This is a genomic window from Nocardia sp. GP40, from assembly GCF_050434125.1.
GTDB lineage: Bacteria > Actinomycetota > Actinomycetes > Mycobacteriales > Mycobacteriaceae > Nocardia > Nocardia albiluteola.
On the sequence record NZ_JBNPVW010000001.1, the window covers coordinates 954,389 to 979,418 of the forward strand.

Genomic DNA, 25,030 nt, shown 5'->3' on the forward strand with positions numbered 1-25,030 from the left:
GGCTAACTATTTTGCGGGAACCCGAGATTGATGCCGCCGTGGCTCGGATCAAGCCAGCGCGAGGTGACCGCCTTCTCACGGGTGAAGAAGGCGAACCCGGAGGGTCCGTATGCCTTGGCGTCACCGAATATCGACGCCTTCCAACCGCCGAAACTGTGATACGCCACCGGGACGGGAATAGGCACATTGACTCCGATCATCCCGACGGTCACCTGGCGCTGGAACCGCCGTGCCGCACCACCGTCGTTGGTGAATATGGCAACCCCGTTGCCGTAGGGTGACGCATTGATCAACTCGACGCCGGCCTCGAAGCCGTCCACGCGCACGACCGACAGCACCGGGCCGAAGATCTCGTCGCGGTACACCTCCGAGCCGGTCGGCACGTTGTCGATGAGCGTGGGGCCGAGCCAGAAACCCTCTGCCGCGCCGTCGAATTCACCCTCGCGGCCGTCTACGACGATATCGGCGCCGTCGCGCGCGGCGATGTCGAGATATCCGGCGACGGTGTCGCGGTGCGCCCGGGTGATCAGCGGGCCCATATCGCAGCCGCGGCGGCCGTCGCCGGTGCGCAGCCCGCCCATCCGCTCGGCGATCTTTTCGACCAGCTCGTCGGCGATCGAGTCGACGGCCAGCACCACGCTCACGGCCATGCATCGCTCGCCGGCGGAACCGAATCCGGCGTTGATGGCGGCGTCGGCGGCCAGATCCAGATCGGCGTCCGGCAGCACCAGCATGTGGTTCTTGGCCCCGCCCAGGGCCTGCACGCGCTTGTCGTGCGCGGAGGCGGTCTGATAGACGTAGCGCGCGATGGGGGTGGAGCCGACGAAGGAGATCGCCGCGACGTCCGGATGGGTCAGCAGCGCGTCCACGGCCTCCTTGTCGCCGTGCACGACATTCAATACCCCGGGCGGCAACCCGGCCTCGCTGGCGAGCTCCGCGAGCCAGTTCGAGGCCGAGGGATCCTTCTCACTCGGCTTGAGCACCACGGTATTTCCCGCGGCGATCGCGATCGGGAAGAACCAGAGCGGCACCATGGCGGGGAAGTTGAACGGGGTGATCAGGCCGACGACGCCGACGGGCTCGCGCACCGAGTACACATCCACGCCCGTGGACGCGTTCTGGCTGAACTCACCCTTGGTCAGATGCGGCATGGACAGGGCGAATTCGACGACCTCGAGGCCGCGGGCGATCTCCCCGGCGGCGTCGCTGAGCACCTTGCCGTGCTCGGCGGTGAGGATCTGCGCCAGTTCGTCCTTGCGGGCGTTGAGCATTTCGCGGTAGGTCAGCAGGAATCGGCTGCGGGTGGCGATCGAGCTGTCGCGCCAGCCGGGCAGCGCCGCCGCCGCCGAGGCGACGGCCGCGCCCACGTCCGCGGTCGTGGCCATGCGCACCTCGCGCTGCGTCGTGCCGAGGGCCGGGTCGAAAACCGGTGCGACGCGGTCGGATTCGCCGGACCACGGCTTGCCGTCCACCCAGTGGTCGAGGATGTTTGTCACAGTCATCTCCTTCGGGGATGGTGAGCCGGCGGAGCTTGCGGAGCCGGCGGGGTGGGTGAGTACTAGCCTTCCTGAGCTGCGGCGAGCACCTCGCGGAGCGCGGCCGCCGCGGTCTTCACCTCGTCGGCGGTGACCACGCACGGCGGTACCACGTGAATTCTGTTGTCGGCCCCGAACACCAGCACGCCGCGTTCGGTCAGCCCGGATTTGATGCGCGCCATGGTGTCCGCGGACACGGGGGTGCGCTCGGCCCGGTCGGAGACCAGCTCGATCGCCCAGAACACGCCCTCGCCGCGCACCTCGCCGACGAGCGGAATGTCCTGTGCCAGTTCGGCAAGGGCAGGGCCGATCGCCTCGCGGCCGATCTGCGCGGCGTGCTCGACGATGCCCTCGGACGCCATCGCATCCAGTGCGCCCACGATCGAGGCGCAGGCCAGCGGATGCCCGCTGTAGGTGAGCCCACCCGGGAACACCCGATCGTCGAAGGTGTGCGCCACCGCATCGGAGACGATGACGCCGCCGACGGGCACGTAGCCGGAGTTGACGCCCTTGGCGAAGGTGATCAGGTCCGGCTTCCCGCCGTGGCCGTCGAACGCGAACCAGCGTCCGGTGCGGCCGAATCCGCACATCACCTCGTCGAAGATCAGCAGAATGCCGTAGCGGTCGGCGATCTCGCGGACACCGGCCAGATAGCCCGGCGGCGGCACCAGGATGCCCGCGGTGCCGGGCACGCTCTCCAACAGGATCGCCGCGATCGTCTGCGGCCCTTCGGATTGCACCACCCGCTCGAGATGGCGCAGCGCGCGTTCGGATTCCTGTTCGGGCGAATCCGCCCAGAACTCACTGCGATACAGGTAGGGCCCGAAGAAATGCACATGGCCGCGGGCGTATTCGTTGGGCATGCGCCGCCAGTCGCCGGTCGCGACCACCGCGGCACCGGTATTGCCGTGGTAGGAGCGATAGGTCGAGAGCACCTTGTCCCGGCCGGTGTGCAGGCGCGCCATGCGGATGGCGTTCTCGTTGGCGTCGGCGCCGCCGTTGGTGAAGAACACCTTGTTGAATCCGTCGGGCGCGAGGGCGGTGATCCGCTGGGCGGCCTCGCCACGGGCGAGATTGGCCTGCGGGGGACCGATGGTGGCCAGGCGCGCGGCCTGCGCGGTGATCGCCTCGATCACGCCCGGATGCTGGTGCCCGATATTGACATTCACCATCTGGCTGGCGAAATCCAGGTATTCCCGGCCCGCATGGTCCCAGACCGTGGTGCCCCGGCCGCCCGCGATCACCAGCGGGTGCAGTGTGGCCTGCGCCGACCAGGAATGGAAGACGTGGGCGCGGTCCAGGTCGTAGGTGTAGGCGTCCAGGTCGGTCTGTGTCGTGGTCATTGTGGCACCTGCACAGCCGTGATCGCCGGCGTCAGCTGTGGGATGAGGACATCCCCGTACACGCGCATGGTCTCCTCCTTGTTGTCGTGCTGCAGATATCCGGCGAACTGATCGACGCCGAGTTCGGCCAGGCGTTGCAGTTTTGCCAGGTGCTCGGCGGGGGTTCCGAGGATGCAGAACCGCTCGACGATCTCGTCGGTGACGAAGTCCGCGTGGGTGTTTCCGGCGCGGCCGTGTTTGTTGTAGTCGTAGCCGTGCCGCCCGGCGATGTAGTCGGTCAGGGCCTGCGGGACGCTGCCGTCCGCGCCGTAGCGGGCGACGATATCGGCGACGTGATTGCCGACCATGCCGCCGAACCATCGGCACTGATCGCGCATGTGCTGGCGGTCGGTGCCGATGTAGATCGGCGCGGCCACGCAGATCTTCACCGCGTCCGGATCGCGGCCGGCCCGTGCGGCGGCCTGCTTGACGGTGCCGATCATCCACTCGGCGATGTCGAGGTCGGCGAGTTGCAGGATGAATCCGTCGGCCACCTCGCCGGTCAGCGCCAGGGCCTTCGGGCCGTAGGCCGCGACCCACACGTCGAGCTCGGAACCGGTGCTCCACGGGAATTGCAGTGTGCGCCCGTCGCATTCGACGGGCCGGGAGTTGGCCAGCTCCCGGATCACGTGGATCGAATCGCGCAGGGTCTGCAAGGTCGTGGGCTTGCCGCCGCCCACCCGTACCGCCGAATCGCCGCGGCCGATACCGCAGATCGTCCGGTTGCCGTACGCCTCGTTGAGGGTGGCGTAGGTGGAGGCGGTCACCGCCCAGTCCCGCGTCGCGGGATTGGTGACCATGGGGCCGACGGTGATCCGCTTGGTCTCGTTGAGGATTCGGCTGTAGAGCACGTACGGCTCCTGCCACAGGATGTGTGAATCGAAGGTCCACACATGGCTGAAGCCGTATGCCTCGGCCAGTTTCGCAAGGTGCACCGTGCGCGCCGAGGGCGCATCACACTGCAACACAGCGCCGAATTGCATGGCCCGCTCCTATTCTAGATCAGATACTGACAGGGGTCGCGGCGCACGAAACGCCCATCGCCCTTGCGGCCCAGGTACTTTCCGTCATCGATGACGACCTTGCCGCGCGAGATCACCGTGTCGACGTGCCCGTCGATCTCGTAGCCCTCCCAGGCGGAGTGATCCATGTTCATGTGGTGGGTCTTGTTCAGGCCGATGGAGGTGTGGCCGTTCGGGTCGTAGATCACCACGTCGGCGTCGGCGCCCGGGGCAAGCACGCCCTTGCGGCCGTACAGCCCGAACATGCGTGCCGGTGTGGTGGAGGTGATCTCGACCCAGCGCTCCAGGGTGATCTTGCCGTCGGCCACGCCCTGATACATCAGGTCCATCCGGTGCTCGACCGAGCCGATCCCGTTGGGGATCTTGGAGAAGTCGCCGACTCCCATGTCCTTCTGCCCCTTCATGCAGAAGGGGCAGTGATCGGTGGCGACCATCTGAATATCGTTGGTGCGCAACGCCTGCCACATATGGTCCTGGTGGTGGTCCGCCTTCGCGCGCAGTGGCGTCGAGCACACCCACTTGGCGCCCTCGAAACCCGGCGCGCCCAGCTGATCCTCCAGGGACAGGTACAGATACTGCGGGCAGGTCTCGCCGAACACGTTGCGGCCCCGATCGCGCGCCGCGGCCAGCTGCGCCACGGCCTGTTTCGCCGAGACGTGCACGACATAGAGTGGGGCGCCGGTCAGGTCGGCCAGCATGATGGCGCGGTGGGTGGCCTCCTCCTCGAGCTGCCAGGCCCGCGCGATGCCGTGGTAGTACGGGTCGGTCTTGCCCTGCTCGAGCAGCTGGCTCACCAGCACGTCGATGGCGGGGCCGTTCTCGGCGTGCATCATCGTCATCAGGCCGGTCTCCGCGCCGGTCTGCATCGCACGCAGGATCTGCGCGTCGTCGCTGTAGAACACCCCCGGATAGGCCATGAACAGCTTGTAGCTGGTGATGCCCTCGTTCGGCAGCTCGCGAAGCGCCTGCAGCGAGGCATTGTTCACATCGCCCACGATCTGATGGAACGAGTAGTCGATCGCGCACTGGCCCTCGGCCATCTTGTGCCAGGTCGCCAGGCTGTCCTGCAGCCGCTCCCCGAATTTCTGCACCGCGAAGTCGATGATCGTGGTGGTGCCGCCCCAGGCCGCCGCGCGGGTGCCAGTCTCGAAATCGTCGGAGGCGGTGGTGCCGCCGAAGGGCATCGACATGTGGGTGTGCGCGTCGATGCCGCCGGGGACGACATACTTTCCGGTGGCGTCGATGACGGTGTCGGCGGTCTCGGCCAGGTTCGCGCCCAACACGGTGCTGCCGGGCTCGAGCAGGGCGACGATGCGCTCGCCGTCGACGAGGATGTCCGCGTTCGTGCGGCCGGTCGAGGAGACGACCGTGCCGCCGGTGATCAGAGTGGTTGGCATGCTGAGCCTTTCAGATCACGGCGCGACGATGGCGTCGTAGGAGTCCGGGCGGCGGTCGCGGTAGAACTGCCAGTCCCCGCGCACCTCGCGGACCAGGCCCAGATCCAGTTCGCGGATCACCAGCTCCTCGGTGCCGGTGGAGGCGACCTCGCCGACGTAGTTGCCGCGCGGGTCCACGAAATACGAACTGCCGTAGAAGGTTACGGCCGCATCGCCGAATTCGTCACTCTCGGTGCCGATTCGGTTGTTGGCGGCGATGTAGTACTGGTTCGCCGCGGCCGCCGCGGGCTGCTCGAGCTCCCAGAGACGATTGGACAGACCGGGTTTGGTGGCCGACGGGTTGAAGACCAGCTCCGCGCCGTTCAGTCCCAGCGCCCGCCAGCCCTCGGGGAAGTGGCGGTCGTAGCAGATGTAGACCCCGACCCGGCCGACGGCGGTGTCGAATACCGGATAGCCGAGATTGCCGGGGCGGAAGTAGAACTTCTCCCAGAAGGAGGGCAGGTGCGGAATGTGGTGCTTGCGGTATTTGCCCAGGTAGCTGCCGTCCGCGTCGATCACCGCGGCGGTGTTGTACAGCACCCCGGGCTGATCCTCCTCGTACACCGGCAGCACGATGACCATGTTGTGCCTGCGGGCCAGCTCGCTGAACCGCGCGGTGGTCGGCCCGGGCACGGATTCGGCGTACTCGTAGTACTTCTTGTCCTGAACATTTCCGAAGTACGGACCGTAGAACAGCTCCTGGAAGCAGATCACCTGCACGCCCTCGGCGGCCGCCGCCTCGACGAACTTCTCGTGCTTGGCCAGCATGGATTCCTTGTCTCCGGTCCATGTGGCCTGGGTGATGGCTGCCTTGATGGTTGTCATCGGGGGGTTCCTCCTTCTCGATGTTTTGTTATTCTTGGTGCTAAACATTTCGTGAATATTTCATCGAGTACCGGAAGGGTAAACCTGCCGGACGCGTCCCGAGGTGAAAATGAGCAGACCGATCGAAATCGATGATCCGACCCCCGCCGGGATCGCGGGCGCCATCGCGCGCATGATCAGCAGCGGCGAGCTGGCCCCGGGCGATCGCCTTCCGACCGTGCGCGAGCTTTCCGCCCAACTCGGCGTCAGCCCCGCGACGGTGAGTCACGGCTGGCAGGCGCTTTCCCAGGCCGGGCTGGTGGTCTCGCGCGGCCGCAGCGGAACCTTCGTCGCCGAGTCGACGTCCGCGGCCCCGCAGCCCGCGCCGCCGCGCGCGGGCCGAATGGTCAAGGGGGCTACCGCCGCCCGCCTCGATCTGTCGCTCGGCACCCCCGATCCGGCGCTGCTTCCCGAACTCGGCCCGCTGCTGGCGCATGTGGCGCTCAATTCCGAACCCACGGACTATCACCAGGCCCCGGTGGTGCCCGAACTCGGGCGCCTGCTGCAGCGGGACTGGCCCACCGACTCGGGCGGCCTCACCGTGGTGGACGGCGCGATGGATGCGGTCGCGCGCGGCCTGCGCGCGGTGGTGCGCTACGGCGACCGGGTGATCGTGGAGAACCCCACCTTCCCCCACTTCCTGGACTATCTGGAATCCATAGGTGCACAACCCATCCCGGTGGCAATGGACGAAAGGGGAGTGCTCCCGGACGAATTCGAGCGCGCCCTGACCCTGGCGCCGGCCGCCGCCCTCATCCAGCCCCGCGCCCAGAATCCCACCGGCGCCTCGATGGACGCCGAACGCATCGAGGAGCTGGCAAAGATCTTGCGCCGCAGCGAAACCCACTGCATGGTCCTCGAGGACGACCACTCCGGAAGCATCGTCCCCGCCCTGGACCTGAGCATCGGCCGCTGGCTGCCCGACCGGGTTCTGCACGTGCGCAGCTACTCCAAATCCCATGGCCCGGACCTGCGCATAGCGGCGCTGTCCGGTCCCGAGGAGGTCATCGATCGGGTCGTGGCCACCCGCATGCTGGGTCCCGGCTGGACTCCCCGGATTCTCCAGCGCCTGCTGTACGAACTCCTGCGGGACGACACCGCCACCCGCGCGGTCGACAACGCCCGCACCCAATACCGAATCCGCAGAAGCGGTTTCGCCGACGCCCTGGATCGCAACGGAGTCGTGGTCCCGCCCGGCGAGGGCCTCAATGTCTGGGTCCCCGTCGCCGACGAACGCGCGGCGCTGGTCCAGTTGGCCGCCAACGGAATTCGCGTCGCACCCGGCGGCCCCTTCTACGCCGCGCCCCGCAACCATCCGCAAGCGGTCCGGGTGACGATCTCCCCGTTGCGCGGCGGCGGCGAAGAAGTGGCCCGAATCCTCGCCGCCTCCAGCGAACCTCAGTCCGGTGACTACTTCTCCCTCGGCCGACCGGATCGGGAATCCGTGACCCACCGTGCCAACGGCCCGACGACACAGGGCATGCGATAACGCGCGAAAACGGCCGGATGGGGTGAGCCATCCGGCCGTTCGCTCCCGCGATCAGGCCTTGACGAAGCGCAGCAGCGCCGCGTTGACCTCCTCGGCGTGCGTCCACAGCAGGCCGTGGGGCGCGCCGTCGATCTCGACGTACTCCGCGCCCGGGACCAGCTTCGCGAACCGCCGGCCCGTGGCGTCGATCGGCAGGATGTTATCGCCGGTGCCGTGCAGGATCAGGGTCGGCAGCGCCGCGGCCCGCACCGCCTCGACGTCGGCGCGGAAGTCCTCGATCCAGGTCGGGACGACCGCGTAGGCGGCGACCGGCGCGCTCGTCGTGGCGGTGGTCCAGTTCGCCCGGACGACCTCCTCGCTGATGCGGGTGCCGAGGTTCTCGTCCAGGTTGTAGAAATCCTTGTAGAACTGGGTGTACCAGGCGTAGCGGTCGGCCCGCGCTGCGGCGGCGATGCCGTCGAACACCTCCTGCGGCACGCCCTCGGGGTTGTCCTCGCGCCGCACCAGGAACGGCTCCAGCGACGCCAGGAACGCCAGCTTCGCGATCCGTTCGGGCCCGTAGATCTTGATGTACCGGGCCAGCTCGCCCGTGCCCATCGAGAATCCGGCCAGGATGACGTCGCGCAGATCCAGCGCGGTGAGCACCGCGTTCAGATCGGCGGCGAAGGTGTCGTAGTTGTACCCGGTGCCGACCTTCGACGACCGCCCGAACCCGCGGCGATCGTAGGTGATCACGCGATATCCGGCATCCAGCAGTTCGCGGGCCTGCAGCTCCCAGCTGTCCCCGTTGAGCGGGTAGCCGTGGATCAGCACCACCGGCTGTCCGGTGCCGTGGTCCTCGTAGTACAGCTCGATGTCGGTGCTGTTCTCGGTGCCGACGGTGATGGATCCCATGACTGACTCCTCGCGATTGTGATGCCCTACCTCCAGAGAACGATCGTTCTCCGTGGCATCTGCTACCGTAGAGAACGTGCGTTCTCCGCGCAAGTGAAAGAGAGGTGTGAGGTGGATCACCAGGTGCAGAGTCCGGTTGACGACGTTCGTGCGCGGGTCATCCACGCCGCCGACGCGTTGTTCTACGAGCGCGGGATCCAGGCGGTGGGCATGGACGCGGTGCGGGAGGCGGCCGGGGTCTCGCTCAAGCGGATCTATTCGCTGTTCGGTTCGAAGGACGAGCTGATCGCCGCGGTATTGCGGCGCCGGTCCGCCATGTGGGACGACGGCCTGGCATCGGTCGTGGGACCGGGGATGACCGCCCGGGAGCGATTGTTGTCGATCTTCGATTTCCTCGACCAGTGGTTCCGTTCGCCGGACTTTCGGGGGTGCGCGTTCATCAACGCCTACGGGGAGCTGAGCTCGGGGTCCCCGGCGGTGCGGGACGCGGTGCGGGCGCAGAAGCGCGCGTTCGGCGAGTATGTCGCCCGGCTCGTCGCCGAGGTCGGCGCACCGCCGGAGTTGGCGCCCCAGATCGCCCTGCTCGCCGAGGGGGCGCAGACCACGGCCGCGATCGCGGGCACGCCGGAGGCTGCCCATCAGGCCCGCGCCGCGGCACAAATCCTCCTCGATGTCGCGCTCCGGTAGCGGCCGACCCATCGACGAGTGTCGGCGGTGGAGTGACCGGCGATGAGCGACAGCGCCTACTCCTTGCCGCGGGCCATCTCGCCCCTCAGACGATGAGCATGAATGCTGTTGCGCAACAGTGCATTCAGAGTTGGAACCGGCTTTCGATCCGCAGTCAGCTCGGTGCGCTCAGCGTACCGACGAGGGCCGAGGCGAGCAGGGCAACGGCCCGATCGCTGTCGCGGACCAGCCCTTGCAGCGTGGGAAGCGCGATGGTGCCGGGCATTTCGGCGAGGGCCTGGGTCACGCGAAGTCGTACCGCCGGATTCGCCTCGTGCGCAACGAGTTCGGCATCGAGTGCATCCATGATCCGGTTCGCCCACCGCGCGTCCCCAGCGAATGCTCCGAGCAGTTCGGCCGCCTCGACGTCGTTGGGGCCCTCGACCACGATGTCGACCAGTACCGGGATTGCCCGGGTGAGGCCGCGCGCCCCGGCGGCAAGGGCGGCGCGCCTGCGAACCGTCGAGTCCGGATCGCCGAGCGCGTCGGCGAGCAGCCGGGTCACGTCGTCGCCGGACAACTCGGCCAAGGCCTGGACCGCGCGCCGCCGCACGTCGGTGTCCTCCGAACGCAGGGCCGAGGCCATGCTCGCCACGCCGTCGCCGCCGGTCCGCGCCAGCGCCCAGCGCAGGGCGCCGGCAACGTTCGGATCGGATTCGGTCAGCACCGCCTCGGCGAGCAGTTCGGCGGGCAGCGGCACCTCGTCGGCGGGGGACAGGACCACCTGCTGCCGCCGCGCGGCGTTCTCCGACCCCAGTCCGTGCAGGAGTCCGACCAGGCGCAGGACGTCCCGCCAGTCGGAGGGGCCGGCCGCATCGACCGTCCGGAGCCGCTCGAGTAGTTCCCGTTCCCGGTTCAACCGGTCCTCGGTGTTCCGGATGAGGTCCCTGACCAGCGCGGACGGGGCGAATCCGGGATCGTCCAGGGCGCGGCCGATCTCGCGCAGCGACAACCCGAGCGACCGCAGCCCCTCCACCTGGAAGATCCGCCGGATGTCGGCGGGGCGGTACTCCCGGTAGCCGCCCACGGTGCGGCCCGTCGGCCGGACCAGCCCGAGGGCGTCGTAGTGGCGGAGCATCCGCGCACTCACACCCGAGCGGCGCGCCACCTCACCGATCAACACGCGGTCATCTCCTCCCGTCCGCACCGAGCGCCACGACCCGCTTCGCCTCATCGACATCCGATTCGAATGCGGCATCGGGATCGCGCAGCAGCCGCAGCGTGGCCTCGGCATGCGCACGCACCGCCGGTTCCGGGCTCGCCGCCGCCGCCTGCAGGACCGGCTCGACCACCTCGCCGAGCGCGACGAGCGCGCGACTCAGGCTCGAGCGTAGCTGCCGGTCCCCGCGGCCGAACTGCATGGCGAGTTCCGCGGCCAGCCCGGCCCGCTCGTCCTCGGGTACGAGGGCAACCGCGGCGCGCCAGGCACTTCGCGCCACTTCGTCGTTGGCGTCGTGCAGCAACGACCGCGTAATCGCGGGCCAGGCCTCCGGATCCGCGATCTTGGACAACGTGTGCAATGCCTGACTGCGGGCCTGCGTTCGTTCGGAACGCAGTTCGCCGCACAGTGCCGGCACCGTGATCCGCGACGGCAGGCGGGTCAGCGCCCACGTGAGCATGTCGCGGACGAAGAAGTCCGGCTCGATCGCGGACCGTGCCACCAGCGCGTCGACGTCACCGGGCTCGCCGCGGGTGCCGATCGCGAGCGCCGCCCGCAACCGCACCGACGCATCCCCGGCCGCCAGCGCGTCGAGCAATCGCGGGTCCTGCGTATTCCTGTGTACCGAATTCATGGGAATCACCTCCGACGGCCAGTGAAGACCTTGTCACGGTGGCAAGGTCAAGTTCATGACCGAGAGTCCGCAAACCTCGGCACTCCGCTCGACGCGTCGAGGCCGTAGGATTCACGTCCGAGGTGGCGTTCTCTCGCGCCTTCGCCCGCGAGCACCTTGCGACGCCCCGGGCCTGGCGGTCGACGCGGGACCACCACCCCGCTGAGCGTGTGAGCACAGAACATCAGCACTGGGTCACCCACTACGAGAAGCAGGCGGCTCGGCGCCTTGCGGAAAGGTCCGAATCAATGCGCTTTTCCCATTTCGTTCTGGCCGCCGTGATTTCCCTACTGGCACTTGCCATTCCGGCCGTTCCTCGAGCCGCGGCGGCGCCCGGTGACGGCATCGTCGACCGGGAGATCAGCTTCTCGGTGCGCAACGTGAACGCCTCCGGGGTGCCGTGCGGAACCGACGGCCGAAGCTACACGGTGCACGGGCACCTCACCGGTCCGGCGCGCGCGCTGGCCGGGCACACCGCCGCCGGCGCGGCACTGTATCTGCACGGACTCGAGGTCGGTGAGTGGTTCTGGCGGTTCGGCGCCGTGCCCGGCTACAACCACGTGCGGGAGATGACCGCGCGCGGGCACGTGTCGGTCACGATCGACCGCCTCGGCTACGGCGCCAGCGGTCAGCCGGCGGGAACGCTCAGTTGTGTTGGCGGCCAGGCGACTGTCGCGCACCAGATCGTGCAGGAATTGCGATCGGGCGATTATTCGGCCGACGGCGGGGTGGTGGCGTTCGAACACGTTGCGCTGCTGGGACATTCGCTCGGTGGTGCGATCACGCAGATCGAGGCGTATTCGTTCGGTGATGTGGACGCCGTCGGGGTGCTCTCGTACTCCGATCTGGCCCTGACACCCGAGCTGCTGGCCGGCACCCTGTCCTGGGGAACCACCTGCCTCACCGGTGGCCGGAAGTCCCCGGCCGGTGCGTCCGGATACAGCTATCTGACCCCGAGCGTCGACGCCTATCGCCAGGACTTCCTGGCTCAGTCGCCGCCGGCCGTACTCGCCGCCGCACTTCCGCTGCGTGCGATCAACCCGTGCGGTGACATGGTCTCCCTGACCGAGGCGACCGCGATCGACCCGCTTCGGCTCGGTGCGATCCATGTGCCGGTGCTGACCCTCACCGGCACCAACGACCGCGTGTTCGACGTGAATCGTGCCCGTTACCAAGGGAAGCTGTTCACCGGTAGTACCGACGTCACCTCGGACATCCTGGACGGCGCCACCCACGGCCTGACCGTGGAACCCACAGCCGCACAGTTCCGTAACGACCTCGACAGCTGGCTGGGCGCCCACGGATTCTGAACCTGCGGCCCGTCCGCCAGCGCGTTACCGGCCTGCAGTGTCAGAGCGCGGTAGCGAGCCCTCGGTGCGGCCTCTCCTCGACGACCAGCGCGGTCGATTGGAACACCCGAGAGGGCGTTGCCGGACGACGGATGGCGCCGAATGACCATGGCGGCCAAGGGGACCGGGATACGCTGTCCGCGGTGCGTCGAATCGTGTAGCCGGAGGAGTTGAGGCTGGGTATGACGGCAGGGCGACCGATGCCCACACAGGACGACGTGCTCGGGTACTCCAACACGCTGTCGAACTGGGGACGGTGGGGCGATGACGACGAGCTCGGCACGCTGAACCACATCACCGACGACGTCCGGCTGGCGGCGGCGCGGGCTGTGCGCCACGGCAGGAGCGTGTCCTGCGCGTGGGAGGTTGCTGTGCCGGAGGAGATGGAGCGGTCGACGACGACCTGCCGGTGCGCCGCCGATATGCCGGGGATGGGGAACATGCTGCTGCCCGGATTCCGGAACGACCGGCACTGGGGCTATTCGAACGAGCGGCTCGGCATCCTGTTCCACGGCAACACCATCACCCACCTCGACTCGCCGTGCCACATCTTCTGGGACGGCACGATGTACAACGGGCGGCCACACTCATTGGTCGATGCCACCACAGGATCGGCGTGGGCGGCCGTCACGGCGGCGGCGAACGGGATCATCACCCGTGGCGTCCTGCTGGACATCGCGAATGTTCGCGATGTGCCGTGGTTGGAACCAGGACAGGGAGTGTTTCCCGAAGATCTCGAGGAGGCCGAGCGTCGCCAGGGGGTGCGGGTGCGATCCGGCGATGCGGTACTCCTGCGGACCGGCTACGGCCGCGTCCGGCACGAGGCCGGTCCGACCAGCGGTGTCACGCAGGCCGGCTGGCACGCGTCCTGCCTGCCCTGGCTGCACGAACGGGAGGTCGCGCTGATCGGCGCCGACACCCCCCAGGATGTTCAGCCGTCCGGGTACGAAGACATGGCGTTGCCGGTTCACACTGTGGGTCTTGTCGCGATGGGCCTGTGGCTGCTCGACAACTGTGACCTGGAGTTGTGCGCGACGACCGCCGCCGCGCTCGGCCAGTGGGACTTCCACCTCGCAGTCGCGCCGGTCCGCTTCGCTGGTACGTCCGGCAGCCCGGTCAACCCGATCGCCACGTTCTGACCGCGGCGCGCGAGGGGTGCAACGCCATGACGGGCCCGCACCCGTGGTACTCGGCCAGTTGGGCGCTGGTAGTGCATGCGCTGGTAGTGCATGCGGCGACAACGATCACCGCGGCCGCCAGTCCAGCTCCGGCGAGGCGCGGCAGCCGGGCCGAACGCCAGTCGGTCACGAGGTACACCGTGCCGGCGAGCGCCGCGGTGATTGCGGCGTGTGTCGAGGGCATCGCCCACCCGCCGAGGGTCGGCAGCAGCGTCAGTTCACCAGCCGGGCGAGGGCGTTCGATCAGCAATTTCAGCAGGTGCGCGATGAGGTCCGCGTCACCGTGCCTACGCGAGGTCGGCGCGCCGGTGGTGGTGGCGGGAGATGTTGGCCTCCAGCAAGGCAGTCGACGAGGCCACACCCACATCGCTGGCGCCGATCTCGGGCAGGCGTAGGCGTCCGTCCTCGGAACCCAGTCTCAGCAGCTCCTCGGTCATCGCCGCGTGCGCCGCGAACAGGCACGCCGTGGAGTAGATCGCCGCACCGACTCCGAGAGCCTCGAGTTCGGTCAACGACAGCCGCGGCGAGAGCCCGCCGGCGATCTGGTTGAACACCAGCGGTTTCGCGCCGATCACACCGCGGACCTGCCGGATCCTCTCCACACTGCGCACACCGTCGACCAACACAGCATCGGCGTCGGTTGCGGCCAAAGCCTCCGCACGACGCAGGATCTCGTCCTCGTCGGTGGCGTCGGTCCGCGCGACCACCACCAGATCGGTGCGCGTCTGCAGCACCAGGTTCAGCTTCTCCAGATACTGCTCGAGCGGCAGGATCTGTTTACCCGCCAGATGACCGCACCGGCGCGGACGCTGCTGGTCCTCCAGAATCGCCCCCGAGGCGCCCTGCATCTCCAGCTGCTCGACCACATGGCAGGCGACCTCCACGTCGGCGTAGCCGTCATCGATGTCGACCAGCAAATGCCGGTCCGGAAACGCCAGACGCAACCGCTGCACGAACCCGACCATGTCAGGCCAGGCGATGAACCCGACGTCGGGTAGCCCATAGTAGGATGCAGCGAACCCGAAACCGGACACGAACATCCCATCGAAATACTGCGCGGCGATCGATGCCGAATACATGTCGAAAATACCGATCAACGGTGTCACCGCCGAACGGCCGATCTCCTCGCGCAACGCAGTGCCGTACTGCATGATCTTCTGCCTTCCGCTGTGCAGGGCGCTCGGCCGGCGAGACCGGCCGACCGTCACGATGGCTGAATCCGGTGGAACAGCTCGACCTCCGCTCACCCCCGAGATGGTGATGCAGCACGGACCCGGCGACGCCGGGCCTTGCGCTGGCGGGAACCGATATCTACAGACTGCTCCTTCGCCGCTGAGAACGCACCCGACGTACCTTGCGGAGGTCGGCCCTGAGCCTCGCCGGTCTTCCGCCTCGTCGATGATGGCCGGCAACGTCAGGAATCTGATCGCCAGAACAGCGGGCCCACGCTGCCTGTCGCCTTCATCTCCGCTCGCCTCCGGCAGAACCCGTCATAGTCCGGACCTGATCATGATCGCCCCGATCCACAGCTCTGCACACGCTGCCCCTCCCAGGCATCGGGGCAATATAGCAGCCGCGTGAGATACGGTCTAAGTCTTGGAAGCAATCATTCGTCTACGGGGCGGCCGCTTCGCTGCTTCTTCTACTTCTTTCCGGACCAGGCCGATCTGGTCTTGGGGAATAAGCTTGATGATGTCTTTTCGTGAGGTGATTGTCAGCTTGTGGAGGATCGCGGCCATTTGTGCGTCGACCGTCCTGGCGGAATTACCTCTACGGGCCGCGATCGCGGTGTTCGTCCATCCTGCCGCGGCCAGCGTCGCGACCTGCCGCTCGGCTTTCGACAGCTCGTCCCAGCGCGAGTGGAGGTTCGCTCTGGCGGGATGGTCCAGCGGCATCCTGTCGATGGACAAAGTGCCCAGCGCCAGCCGCTGCACCTCGCAAGACTCGGGACGCAGTAGGGAGCCCTGCCGGTAAGCGGCTGCGAACACCTCGTCTCTCAATACTTGACGGGCGACGTCGTTTGCTTTGTTGTTTTCATAGGCAATAAGCGCCAGATTCTCCAAATCGAAACCCGACCCTTCCCGCAGCGTTTTGGCTCCTCCGGAGAGCTGAGCGATTTCGGTGGCCAGTGTCCTCAGTCTTGCCCGATCGGTACTTCCGGTCGAGATCAAGTCTGTAATGATCTGCGCCAGTGACCATGTCCGAACAGCGACCGTCAGCGACGCGCCGAACTGGTCGTGCGCGGCCATCTGCCGCGCGAGTGTTGTGCGGCCGATTGCCAATGCCTCGGTGGGATCACCGTGTTTGGCCAATGCCACCGCACGACACAACTCGGCCCAGGAATTCGCCCATCCGACTCCTGACGCGGTGGCGTGATCGAGGTGGCGACGTGTAATCTGCAGCGCCTGCTGAGCAGATCCGAACGTGGCAGTGGCCCATGCCTCGTAGAGCTCGCTTCTCCCCTCACCACCGGAGTCACCAAGAGCATGGAACTTTTCGCGGGCCCGCGACAACACGGTGACAGCTCTCGCATCGCGTTGAGCGAACATCAGCTGCGCTCCCCACAAGAATTCGAGCGGAGCGGGAAGACCGATATCGGTTTCCGGTGCCGTCCGCCAATTCTGTCTGACGTTCGGATCTTCGATGCAGGCGGCCGCGCATTCCTCCAGCATCCGCTCCAGATCCTCGTAGCTGCCTTGCACCATCGACAACCACCCGATCGAAGTCATTGCGCCTATTTGGAGCTCGGTCGGCTGCGGAGTCAGTGCGCGGCTAGCCTCCAGTGTGCGTTCGGCCCACTGGCGTATCTCTCTGGATGAACCCTTGAAGACGGGTAGGGCGATCAGGTTTGCGGCGATTTCCAGGCCGAGTGCGGGCTCGCCCGAAGCGATGCTTGTCTCGATCGCGGTCACGATGTTATCCCACGCCCCGCGGGCCCAGTGCTGTTCGTCGAGGCTGTACCAATTGCGCTGTACTGCGACGAGTTTGTCTCGGTAGTATCGGCAGTAACGCTGGGCGATCCGCGCTGATTCGTCCACCTCGCTGGTGGACCGTTCCGCCAGCCGCTGCTGGGCGAATAACCGAATACTTTCCAGCAGCGAGTACCGTACCGTCGTCGGCGTGATGTGCACCATGACCAGCGACCGGTCGGCGAGCCGCTCGAGCAAGCCCTCGACCTCCTCATGCGCCACACCGACCGTCGGCTCCCCCTGATTGCGATCGAGGATCGGTGTCGGATGATCAGAGCACACCGCTTCGATGGCTTCCAGGTCAGCCCCGACATCCAGCACGGAGCTGGTGTCCTCTTGGAGGTTGGTGTCGTATCCGGCGGCGAAGACCGACATGCGATCCAGCAGCAGCCGTTCGTTGTCCTGGCACAGGGCATACGACCAGGAAATGACATCCCGGATCCCCCGGTGGCGTGGTTCGGCACCGACGCTTGGCCCGTGCGACCACTTCAGCCGCTTGTCGGTCGCCGCGCCGCTCAATTCCTGAAGGATCATGGCCAACGGTTGGTACCGCAGCCGTGCGGCGGCCAGCCGGATAAACAGCGGATGATCGTGTAGGTGACGGCAGACCAGGGTTGCCATCGCTATCTCGTCAGCGCCGGTCACGACGTGGCCGACGAGCTCGGCACGTTGACGAAACAAGGTCACAGCCTGCTTCTGCGTCAACGGAGGAACCAAGACCACGTGCTCGTCGACCCACCCCACCGGTTCGCGGCTGGTCGCCAGGATAGTTAACCCCGGCACCGCCTCGAGCAACTCGGCGATCAACTGTCCAGCCGCGAGGAGGACATGCTCACAGTTGTCCATCACCAACACCGTCTGCAGGCTCCGCCCCACCGCATCCGTACCGGTCAGCGTATCGACAATCGTGTCCCAGGCTGATCGTCGCGAGGAGTCGGCGTCGACCACCGACCGTGCAACCGCAGCCTCGATCGCGTCGACATCGGAGCCCCGCGCCAGCTGCGCCAGCCGGACCCAGTAGACCATCGTGCGACTGGCCTTGCGGAATCCACGCAGGGTCTCGGTCGCGAGTCGTGTTTTCCCGATGCCACCGGCACCGGTCAACGTAATCAACGGAGCGGAACCGAGTAGCAAAGTGCGGATCTTGTCCAACTCCGAACCTCGGCCGACGAAATCACCACCGGCCGCCGATGGACTCCTATGGCTTTGATCCGACGCCGACATGCGCCCCAAGAGTAGTCGCCCGGCACGCCGGCAGAAAGCACGGGTCTGTACGGTCAACGGTCGGCGCGCGTGGTGAAGTACAGTTCGAAACGCCAAGGCGGGGGGCCTATTCGGTCGTTGTGTCGCCGGTTGCCCAGCGTTCGAGCACGGCCCGGTTGTCGGGGACCGTCTCGGGCACGTCGATGTAGCGCTGCTGGGCAACGGCTTTGGTGTTGCCCAGTTGCCGTGCGGCGCGGTCGGCGTCTTCGCAGGCGTGGTCGATCGCGGTGCCGGCGCCGCGGCGGAAGGTGCGCGGTGTCACCCAGGCGAAATTGTCTCCGCGGGCGGCGCGCCATGCGCGGCCGAAGTTGTTGGGGCTGTGTGGGGTACCGGTGCGTGAGAGGAACAGCAGCCCGAGCGGATTGGGCCGTCCGGAGGTGCGCAGGTCCTCGATCGCGTCGCGGATTGTGGTGACGGTGTGCGGCGGGATGAGGATGCGCCGCCAGCCGTTGTCGGACTAGCCAAACCGCTCAGCGTGCCTTTTCGCGGATCTGTCCCTCGACTCCCGGCTCGCTCGCCGGACTGTCCGATACTGCCAGGATTCTGACGAATGTAGCCTCGGTGCTGGTGTCCCTTTGGGCTGAGAGGAATCCTTTCCGGGATCGAGGCAAGATCGAAAGCAGCAGCGACGGGTCGATCGTTGAGACCCTGACGACACTCTCGAAGGAGATCGTGATGACGGAAGCGTTCGTGCTCGGTGGCGTCCGGACGCCGTTCGCTCGATACGGTGGTTCGTTGTCGCACATTCGGGCCGACGACCTGCTGGGGATGACGATGAAGGGTGCGTGCGAGCGCGTCGGCGTGGGTCTCGATCAGATCGAGGACATTGTCGCGGGCTGCGTCAATCCGGCCCACGAGGGGATGGGTGATGTCGCGCGGTGGGCGGCGCTGGCGGCGGGATTCCCCGACACGGTGGCCGGGGCGACGATCAACCGGTTCTGCGGGTCGTCTCTGAGTGCGACCGTCAATGTCGCGCACGCGATCAAAGCGGGGGATCTGGGCGTCGGGATCGCCTGTGGCGTCGAGTCGATGTCGCGGTCGGGATGGGCGTACATGAAGGGCGACAGCCCGTTCGGCCCCCGTGGCCCGGTCATCCTGCTCGACACCATGTGGGCGGGCGCGGGCGGTCCCGCCAATCCGGTGCTGCTGGCGCGCAATGCTTACATCGGAATGATCGAGACAGCACAGAACGTCGCCGACCGCTACGGGCTGACCAGAGAGGAGATCGACGCGTTCGCGCTCCGGACGCAGCGAAACGCCAAGGCGGCCCGGGATTCCGGGCGGCTGGCCAAAGAGATCATGCCGGTAGAGATCGCCGCGACGAGGAAGACCCCCGCCCGCCTGTTCGAACACGACGAATTCATCCGTGACGACACCACCGCCGAAAGGCTGGCGTCGCTGCCCCCGCAGCCGGGGACGACGCAGATGACCGCCGGGAACTCGACTCCCCTGACCGATGGAGCCAGCGCACTGGTGCTGGCCTCGGGTGAACGCGCGGCCGAACTCGGCGTCGAACCGCTGGCGCGGGTGGTGTCGTCCGCGGTGTACGGGATCGATCCGCTCTACATGGGTCTGGCGCCGGCGTGGGCTCTGCCGCTGGCGATTCGACGCGCGGGTCTGACACCCGAGCAGATCGACGTGTGGGAAGTACACGAGGCATTCAGCGCCCAAGCCCTGGGCGTGCTGCGTGAACTGCCCAACCAGCTGGGCGGTTTCATCATTCCCGACGAGAAGCTGACACCGAACGGCGGCGCGGTGGCAATCGGTCATCCGTTCGGCGCCACCGGCGCCCGCTACGTCCTGACCTTGGCAACCGAACTGCGGGAACGCAATGCACGCTACGGCGCGATCGGAGTCTGCGTCGGATCCGGGCAAGGAGTCGCAATCGTCCTCGAAAACCCTTCCGCCGCCTGAGAAATCTCGTTCTGCCGGCCTCGGATCGGCACGGCCAGTGGATCTTCCGATTCCCCACGCCGGCCGGTTCGGTCAGCACCGTCAGCGGCATGACAGCGCGGTGCCTGCCGCCATGCCGCACGTTCACTGAATCAGCGGAAGTCGTCACGCATCGGTGAAGGGGCGGCGGGCAGCCGGCGGGACGGTTCCTCAACGCTGTTTCGCGCTGCCCGGCGTGAGTTCCAGGGCGGTGGGGATTGCCGCGAAGGCGTGGTGCAGGCGATTACCTGTTTCTCGATACCGGAACGGTGGTATTCGACGTGGCCCATCAGAGTGGGGGCGGTGAGGACCAGTCGCCGGGTGGCGATGTAGCGACCGAAGCCGGTCGCGACATGGTCGCGCAGGTGCGCGCCGCGTCCGGCAAGATCCTGGGCGCCGCCTACGGTGCGGTCTCCGCCGAGGAGCTGGCCATCGCGGCCCGCGTGCTGGTCACCATCACCGCCCGCATGTCCGAGGAGCTGGCCCGCGCGTGAACCCCGTCCCCGGAAACGACTCGGCCCGCACCTGAGAGGCGGATGCCGGGGATCGTGCGACACTCGCGGTGGTGTTAGGCCGCCGCTGAGAGTCACAGCGCAGGCGGTTCAGACCGGGCGCTGACGTTCGTCAGCTCATCGTTTCCCGAACGCGGCCTGCCAGGTTTCGATCTCGGGGTGTAGGTCCCGGAAATTGGCTCGGACGTAGCCTGCCGTTGACCTTGAATGCCTACTCTGGCGCAGGTCGGCCCCTCTGCGATGGCGCTGACCCCTCGGCATTGCCCCCGGGTCCATGTGGCATTCCTCGCGCGCGGTCGACCCCGGCGTACACCACCGCCGCGAGTTGCGAATCCAGCCCGCCCCGGTGAGACCGGGCGTCGGGCCAGGAATTCGGAGGTGCGCCATGACAGCAACCCCACGCGAACCACGCAGTGACACGTTCGCTCGCCGACCGGGAAAGCGGCACACGACCACACCCGCCATCACCAGCGATTCCGATGACGATCTGCCGGTGGTGCGCTGGCCGGAGCCGAGTCGGCTCGAATCGTGGTGGCACGCCATCATGCACCCCACCGCCGAGCCACCCACACCCACATGACCGGAACCGGCTCGATCGGCACACAACGGTAGTTCCCGGCACGGACAGTCCGACGAATTCCACCCGGGGTACGGGATTCCGGAGCATCACGATGATGCGACCGTTCGGTATCTTTCGCGGGTAGGGTTCGGCGTATGGTGCGCCATCCGGCGCCGATGCTCGCCACGACCGGGCCCGCTCCCGCCGACGACGACACCCGGTACGCCTACGAATGGAAGTACGACGGAATCCGCTGCCTGGCATGGATTTCCGGCGGCGTGTGCCACATGGTCAGCCGCAACGGCAACTCCCTCAACGCGGCCTTCCCCGAGATCTCCCACGCCCTGGCATCGCTGGCCGCGGGGCGGGAGATCACCCTCGACGGTGAACTGGTGGCCCCGGACCGCGACGGGGTGCCGCGGTTCTCCCGGATCGGGCACCGCCTGGGCGTGACGAGACCGAGCCCGGCGCTGATCCGGGCGGTACCGGCGTGCCTGTACGTGTTCGATCTGCTGGGCTTCGGCGACCGTGACCTGCGCACACTGACCTACCGGGAACGCCGTGAACGCCTCGACCGGCTGGGCCTGCCCCATGGCCCGGTCCTGCTCTCGCCGTCCTACCGCGACATCCCGGCGTCTCGGATGCTGCAGGTCGCCGCCGAGCACGACATCGAAGGCGTCATCGGCAAGCGCATGGACAGCACCTACCGGGCCGGGCGGTCGCAGGCATGGCGCAAACTCCCGCTTCGCCGCTCCACCGAGGTGATCGTGGTCGGCTGGCTGGCCGGCCACACCAGCAGCGAAATGTTCGGATCCCTGCTCGTCGCCGCCCACGACGAGCACCGGCGGCTGGTGCTGCTCGGGGCAGTCGGGACCGGGTTCAGCGACACCACCCGCCGCTCGCTACAGCGCGAGCTGCTGGCCCTGGCCGTTCCCGCACCGCCGGTCACCGGTGAGATCCCGCCGTCGATCACGGCCGCCGCGCACTGGGTCGCCCCGCATCTGGTCGGCGATATCGCCTACCGCGAACGCACCGCCACCGGTCTGCGCCACCCGTCCTGGCGCGGGCTCCGATTCGACCGCTCGCCGACGGAAGTCTCGGTGCCGGAGCACAACTGACCTTCCGGCCATGGGAGGTAGCGCGGTTCTGGTCACAGGCCGGCTCACGCAGTGCCGCTCGGCCGAGGAAAACTGCGTCGGCGGCACCCTCGGCCAGGATCTCCTCAGCCTGCCGCGGTTCAGTGATCAAGCCGACCGCCGCAGTGCGCACTCCTGTTTTGGTCCGTACGGCGCGTGCGAACGGCACCTGGTAGCCAGGGCTCAGGGGAATCCGCTGCCGGGGATCGTTGCCCGCGGAACTCAGGTCGACGAGGTCCACTCCGCGCTCGGCCAGCAAGGCCGACAGGTCGATCGTCTCCTCGAGCGTCCACCCCCCGTCGACCCAGTCGGTCGCGGACAGCCTGACGAGCAAAGGCGTGCTGTCGGGTATGGCCGTCCGGACCGCGTCGACGACTTCGATGAGAAACCGCACCCGGTTCCGAAACGAGTCGCCGTAGGAGTCCGGCCGCCTGTTGGACAACGGGGAGAGGAACTCGTGGAGCAGGTACCCGTGTGCCGAATGCACCTCAGCGGATGTCCTGGTGGTGCGCGGCGCTGGTCAGGTCCACGGGGCGTCTCGTACCGCTGCTGCGCAGGAGGGTGATCAGTGTCGCGCCCGCGAACGCGACCACGAACAGTGAGTAGTCCCGGGTCGCGGCCGGCAGGCCACCGCCGTGCACGACGAGGATCCCGGCGACGATGACGGGCAGGCTCATGCCCAGGTAGCAGAGCACGTAGATCGAGGAGAGAACGCCTGAGCGCTCGTGTTCCGCGACCAGTGGCACGACGGTGCGCATCCCGCCCTGGGATCCCGCACCGAAACCGATCCCGGAGACGAAGGTGCCGGCGAAAAATCCTGTGACCGAAGACGCCTCGACAGCCAGCAAGGTCCCCAGCGAGCCGAGGACAAGTAGCGCGGACCCCACGAACATCACAGTCCTGGGTGGTGTGCGCACGAATGCGACGGTGGTGACGGACGAGACCACGGTGAGCACGAACAGCCCGAGACCGCCGATCACCACGGAGCCCGAGCCCGACAACTGCCGAGCCAGTGCCGGGGCGAGTGAGCCGTAGAAGCCACCGAGTGACCACACGGCGAACAACACCGGTGCCACTGCGAGGAGAGCACGACGCAGGTGCGGGGGCACCGCGAGTTCGGGTACGAGAGCGGCACGCAGTCCGGGCCTGCGGCCGGTGGTTTCCGGCAGCAGCGCCACGCCGAGGGCCTGCACGGCGAAGACCCCGATGAACACGACGTAGACGAGCCGGGTGGGTGCCGGCAGATACTGGACGATCAAGCCGGAGAACAACGCGCCGATCCCGGACCCCAGCCCGGGGGCGGCGGCGTTGGCGCGGGTGCCGCGTTCGCGGTCGATGTCCAGCATCGCCGCGCCGAGCGTGCCCAACGCGCCACCGGTGGCGACTCCCTGCAGGATCCGCCCGGCGAGCAGGGCTCCGATGTCGCCGGCTGTGCTGAACACGACCATGGCGGCGATCTGTAACGCCAGCGCGCCCAGCAGCACCGGCTTGCGACCGAGGTGGTCGGATGCCCTGCCGAGCAGCAGCAGTGCGGCCAGGACGGCGATGGCGTACGTGCCGAACACGGCAGTAGTTGTTATCGGGGAGAAATGCCATTGGTCCGCATACGTGGCATAGAGCGGCGTCGGTGCGCTGGAGGAGGCCAGGAACGAGACGATGATCGAGGCCGGCAACAGGAGGCCTGGGCGCCGGGCAGTCTTCATGATGAATTCCAATAGGTGGTAACCCGTTCCTGGGCCCGGGAGCCGGGCCCAGGAACGGTGGTCTGTCAGGATGCGTCGGGATAGGCGGCGGTAGCGCGGATTTCGACGAGCAGCCCGGGGCTGGCCAGTCCGCTGACGCCGATCAGTGACCAGGTCGGGTAGGGAGGGTTGATCAGCTGCGCCTTGGCCTTGGCGAAGCCGGGCAGGTGCTGGTGGATGTCGACGTGGTAGCTGGTCACATCGACGAGCGCGGAGAGGTCGAGGCCTTCGAGCCGGAGGATTTCCTCGATGCGCCGGATGGCGATCTCGGTTTGTTCCTCGATGTCGTCGGGGATGGTGCCATCGGCGCGGCGGCCGATCGTGCCGGCAATGAACAGATGCCCGTGCGAGCGAACCGCGGCGGAGTAGCCGAAGCTCGCGAAAGCGCTGACAGTTTTTCCGAAGACTTCGGAGTCCTGGGGGATCTCGACGGTGTGGATGGCCATTTTCAGTGTTTCCCTTTCGTTGTGACCGAATCGTGGGTTCAGTTGCCCCAGCGGGACGAACGGCAGGAGTGCTCCATCCGGGTCCGGCCGAAGGCCTCGCGTTCACGGAGGAACTCGCCGGGGATCGTGTAGCGGGGCGCGTTCTTCGGGTTTTTCGCGGCTTGCGCGACGACCGCGTCGGTGAGCGAACGGATCATGTCCAGCCGCGGGTACACGGCGTGCACGGCATCGGCTTGCTCGTCGGTGAGCGCGTCGATGTGGTCGGTTACCACCGGGCCGCCGAAGTCGAGGCCGACGCCTCCGCGGACGAGCACGCACAGTGTGCCGCGGCGCTCCGCGATGCCTGGCGAGGTGTGCAACGCGATCGCCTGCCACACCTGATCGGCGTCCGATGTGGACACCCCGCGTTCGACGAGGAATTCGGCGGCGCGATCGGCGCCTTCGATCTCGAACCGCTGGCTGTGCGGGCCGTCCGGCGCCACACCGAGGTCGTGCATCGCGCACGCGGAGAACAACAGGTCGTCGTCGTAGTCGCTGCCCGCGGACAGGCCGAGGCGGCCGGCCATCAGCCGGGCGAACAGGTAACTGCGGACGCTGTGGTTGAACACCGACGGCGTCTCCACCGAGCGGATCAGATCCACCACGGCCTCGGTGAGCGGTGTACCGGGCAGCGTGATCAGGTCGGCCGACCCCTCAGTGGTCGCCTCATGGGTAGCTTCGGTCATGTCCCCAGCGTGCCTGGAACCGCTCTTACCTGGCGATAG

23 protein-coding genes and 1 pseudogene are annotated in these 25,030 nt (G+C 67.4%); 8 read left to right on the top strand and 16 right to left on the bottom strand.

Features of this window, described 5'->3' with window-relative positions; all coding sequences use genetic code 11:
* Positions 1-2 precede the first annotated feature (2 nt).
* From ABH933_RS04105 to ABH933_RS04125, 5 genes are read right to left on the bottom strand one after another with little or no spacing between them, the layout of a single operon-like run.
* A complete protein-coding gene (locus ABH933_RS04105; RefSeq protein WP_429415390.1) occupies positions 3-1,502 on the bottom strand; it encodes a CoA-acylating methylmalonate-semialdehyde dehydrogenase in 1,500 nt (499 codons plus the stop codon).
* Positions 1,503-1,558: 56 nt separating this feature from the next.
* Positions 1,559-2,878: an aspartate aminotransferase family protein gene (locus ABH933_RS04110; protein ID WP_429415392.1), complete on the bottom strand. Its 1,320-nt coding sequence runs from the start codon at positions 2,876-2,878 to the stop codon at positions 1,559-1,561.
* Entirely contained in the window at positions 2,875-3,900 is a 1,026-nt protein-coding gene (locus tag ABH933_RS04115; protein ID WP_429415395.1) for a TIGR03842 family LLM class F420-dependent oxidoreductase, read from the bottom strand. Before ABH933_RS04115 ends, ABH933_RS04110 begins: the two co-directional genes overlap by 4 nt.
* Positions 3,901-3,914: 14 nt before the next feature.
* Positions 3,915-5,336 (bottom strand): dihydropyrimidinase, encoded by a 1,422-nt coding sequence (hydA, locus tag ABH933_RS04120; protein WP_429415398.1) that lies wholly within the window; start codon positions 5,334-5,336, stop codon positions 3,915-3,917.
* A gap of 15 nt (positions 5,337-5,351) precedes the next feature.
* The gene (locus tag ABH933_RS04125; protein WP_215919393.1) at positions 5,352-6,200 is read right to left on the bottom strand and encodes a nitrilase-related carbon-nitrogen hydrolase; all 849 of its coding nucleotides are present in this window, start codon (positions 6,198-6,200) and stop codon (positions 5,352-5,354) included.
* 109 nt (positions 6,201-6,309) lie between these two features.
* Between ABH933_RS04125 and ABH933_RS04130 the strand changes: the two genes are divergently transcribed.
* Positions 6,310-7,728: a PLP-dependent aminotransferase family protein gene (locus tag ABH933_RS04130; protein WP_429415401.1), complete on the top strand. Its 1,419-nt coding sequence runs from the start codon at positions 6,310-6,312 to the stop codon at positions 7,726-7,728.
* Between the two features lie 51 nt (positions 7,729-7,779).
* Here ABH933_RS04130 and ABH933_RS04135 read toward each other — a convergent pair whose 3' ends face one another.
* Complete coding sequence (locus ABH933_RS04135; RefSeq protein ID WP_429415403.1) at positions 7,780-8,622, bottom strand: alpha/beta fold hydrolase; 843 nt, start codon at positions 8,620-8,622, stop codon at positions 7,780-7,782.
* 123 nt (positions 8,623-8,745) lie between these two features.
* Between ABH933_RS04135 and ABH933_RS04140 the strand changes: the two genes are divergently transcribed.
* Positions 8,746-9,309, top strand: a complete 564-nt coding sequence (locus ABH933_RS04140; RefSeq protein ID WP_429415406.1) for a TetR/AcrR family transcriptional regulator — start codon at positions 8,746-8,748, stop codon at positions 9,307-9,309.
* Between the two features lie 154 nt (positions 9,310-9,463).
* Here the strand turns inward: ABH933_RS04140 and ABH933_RS04145 are convergent, their stop codons facing one another.
* Together ABH933_RS04145 and ABH933_RS04150 are read right to left on the bottom strand one after the other, a co-directional pair.
* Entirely contained in the window at positions 9,464-10,471 is a 1,008-nt protein-coding gene (locus ABH933_RS04145; protein ID WP_429415409.1) for a HEAT repeat domain-containing protein, read from the bottom strand.
* Between the two features lie 4 nt (positions 10,472-10,475).
* A complete protein-coding gene (locus ABH933_RS04150; RefSeq protein ID WP_429415412.1) occupies positions 10,476-11,141 on the bottom strand; it encodes a HEAT repeat domain-containing protein in 666 nt (221 codons plus the stop codon).
* 209 nt (positions 11,142-11,350) lie between these two features.
* Between ABH933_RS04150 and ABH933_RS04155 the strand changes: the two genes are divergently transcribed.
* Together ABH933_RS04155 and ABH933_RS04160 are read left to right on the top strand one after the other, a co-directional pair.
* Entirely contained in the window at positions 11,351-12,490 is a 1,140-nt protein-coding gene (locus ABH933_RS04155) for an alpha/beta hydrolase (protein ID WP_429415415.1), read from the top strand.
* Between the two features lie 221 nt (positions 12,491-12,711).
* Positions 12,712-13,668, top strand: a complete 957-nt coding sequence (locus ABH933_RS04160) for a cyclase family protein (protein WP_429415418.1) — start codon at positions 12,712-12,714, stop codon at positions 13,666-13,668.
* Here ABH933_RS04160 and ABH933_RS04165 read toward each other — a convergent pair.
* The 4 genes from ABH933_RS04165 to ABH933_RS04180 all read right to left on the bottom strand — a co-directional run bounded on the left by ABH933_RS04165 (position 13,646) and on the right by ABH933_RS04180 (position 18,201).
* Entirely contained in the window at positions 13,646-13,957 is a 312-nt protein-coding gene (locus tag ABH933_RS04165) for a hypothetical protein (RefSeq protein ID WP_429415421.1), read from the bottom strand. The two genes, ABH933_RS04160 and ABH933_RS04165, sit on opposite strands and share 23 nt — an antisense overlap.
* Before the next feature lie 37 nt (positions 13,958-13,994).
* Positions 13,995-14,858, bottom strand: a complete 864-nt coding sequence (locus ABH933_RS04170) for an isocitrate lyase/PEP mutase family protein (RefSeq protein WP_429415424.1) — start codon at positions 14,856-14,858, stop codon at positions 13,995-13,997.
* A gap of 438 nt (positions 14,859-15,296) precedes the next feature.
* On the bottom strand, positions 15,297-17,828 hold the full coding sequence (locus ABH933_RS04175) for an ATP-binding protein (protein ID WP_429415427.1): 2,532 nt from the start codon (positions 17,826-17,828) through the stop codon (positions 15,297-15,299).
* 178 nt (positions 17,829-18,006) lie between these two features.
* Positions 18,007-18,201: a hypothetical protein gene (locus ABH933_RS04180; protein ID WP_429415429.1), complete on the bottom strand. Its 195-nt coding sequence runs from the start codon at positions 18,199-18,201 to the stop codon at positions 18,007-18,009.
* Between the two features lie 413 nt (positions 18,202-18,614).
* On the opposite strand from ABH933_RS04180, the gene ABH933_RS04185 reads away from it, so the two are divergent.
* The 4 genes from ABH933_RS04185 (at position 18,615) to ligD (ending at position 22,060) form a co-directional block, all read left to right on the top strand.
* The gene (locus ABH933_RS04185) at positions 18,615-19,853 is read left to right on the top strand and encodes a thiolase family protein (RefSeq protein WP_215919440.1); all 1,239 of its coding nucleotides are present in this window, start codon (positions 18,615-18,617) and stop codon (positions 19,851-19,853) included.
* 299 nt (positions 19,854-20,152) lie between these two features.
* On the top strand, positions 20,153-20,365 hold the full coding sequence (locus tag ABH933_RS04190; protein ID WP_429415432.1) for a hypothetical protein: 213 nt from the start codon (positions 20,153-20,155) through the stop codon (positions 20,363-20,365).
* A 403-nt stretch (positions 20,366-20,768) separates the two neighbouring features.
* Positions 20,769-20,963, top strand: a complete 195-nt coding sequence (locus ABH933_RS04195; protein ID WP_429415435.1) for a hypothetical protein — start codon at positions 20,769-20,771, stop codon at positions 20,961-20,963.
* 134 nt (positions 20,964-21,097) lie between these two features.
* Positions 21,098-22,060 carry a non-homologous end-joining DNA ligase gene (gene ligD, locus ABH933_RS04200; RefSeq protein WP_429415437.1) on the top strand — a complete coding sequence of 321 codons (963 nt, stop codon included), beginning with the start codon at positions 21,098-21,100 and terminating at the stop codon, positions 22,058-22,060.
* 49 nt (positions 22,061-22,109) lie between these two features.
* Here the strand turns inward: ligD and ABH933_RS04205 are convergent.
* The 4 genes and pseudogenes from ABH933_RS04205 to ABH933_RS04220 form a co-directional block, all read right to left on the bottom strand.
* Positions 22,110-22,565: pseudogene (locus ABH933_RS04205) on the bottom strand (NADH:flavin oxidoreductase/NADH oxidase); the annotation flags it as partial.
* Between the two features lies 1 nt (position 22,566).
* Entirely contained in the window at positions 22,567-23,781 is a 1,215-nt protein-coding gene (locus ABH933_RS04210; protein WP_429415440.1) for an MFS transporter, read from the bottom strand.
* 65 nt (positions 23,782-23,846) lie between these two features.
* Entirely contained in the window at positions 23,847-24,266 is a 420-nt protein-coding gene (locus ABH933_RS04215) for a Rid family hydrolase (RefSeq protein ID WP_429415443.1), read from the bottom strand.
* A 38-nt stretch (positions 24,267-24,304) separates the two neighbouring features.
* Positions 24,305-24,991 carry an HD domain-containing protein gene (locus ABH933_RS04220; RefSeq protein WP_429415445.1) on the bottom strand — a complete coding sequence of 229 codons (687 nt, stop codon included), beginning with the start codon at positions 24,989-24,991 and terminating at the stop codon, positions 24,305-24,307.
* Positions 24,992-25,030 lie beyond the last annotated feature (39 nt).

Coding starts and splice junctions, on each gene's coding strand:
- ABH933_RS04170 (WP_429415424.1), bottom strand. CDS start 14,858: ATGCAGTACGGCACTGCGTTGCGCGAGGAGATCGGCCGTTCGGCGGTG.
- ABH933_RS04160 (WP_429415418.1), top strand. CDS start 12,712: ATGACGGCAGGGCGACCGATGCCCACACAGGACGACGTGCTCGGGTAC.
- ABH933_RS04185 (WP_215919440.1), top strand. CDS start 18,615: ATGACGGAAGCGTTCGTGCTCGGTGGCGTCCGGACGCCGTTCGCTCGA.
- ABH933_RS04150 (WP_429415412.1), bottom strand. CDS start 11,141: ATGAATTCGGTACACAGGAATACGCAGGACCCGCGATTGCTCGACGCG.
- ABH933_RS04110 (WP_429415392.1), bottom strand. CDS start 2,878: ATGACCACGACACAGACCGACCTGGACGCCTACACCTACGACCTGGAC.
- hydA (WP_429415398.1), bottom strand. CDS start 5,336: ATGCCAACCACTCTGATCACCGGCGGCACGGTCGTCTCCTCGACCGGC.
- ligD (WP_429415437.1), top strand. CDS start 21,098: ATGGTGCGCCATCCGGCGCCGATGCTCGCCACGACCGGGCCCGCTCCC.
- ABH933_RS04135 (WP_429415403.1), bottom strand. CDS start 8,622: ATGGGATCCATCACCGTCGGCACCGAGAACAGCACCGACATCGAGCTG.
- ABH933_RS04195 (WP_429415435.1), top strand. CDS start 20,769: ATGACAGCAACCCCACGCGAACCACGCAGTGACACGTTCGCTCGCCGA.
- ABH933_RS04215 (WP_429415443.1), bottom strand. CDS start 24,266: ATGGCCATCCACACCGTCGAGATCCCCCAGGACTCCGAAGTCTTCGGA.
- ABH933_RS04210 (WP_429415440.1), bottom strand. CDS start 23,781: ATGAAGACTGCCCGGCGCCCAGGCCTCCTGTTGCCGGCCTCGATCATC.
- ABH933_RS04105 (WP_429415390.1), bottom strand. CDS start 1,502: ATGACTGTGACAAACATCCTCGACCACTGGGTGGACGGCAAGCCGTGG.
- ABH933_RS04220 (WP_429415445.1), bottom strand. CDS start 24,991: ATGACCGAAGCTACCCATGAGGCGACCACTGAGGGGTCGGCCGACCTG.
- ABH933_RS04130 (WP_429415401.1), top strand. CDS start 6,310: ATGAGCAGACCGATCGAAATCGATGATCCGACCCCCGCCGGGATCGCG.
- ABH933_RS04125 (WP_215919393.1), bottom strand. CDS start 6,200: ATGACAACCATCAAGGCAGCCATCACCCAGGCCACATGGACCGGAGAC.
- ABH933_RS04115 (WP_429415395.1), bottom strand. CDS start 3,900: ATGCAATTCGGCGCTGTGTTGCAGTGTGATGCGCCCTCGGCGCGCACG.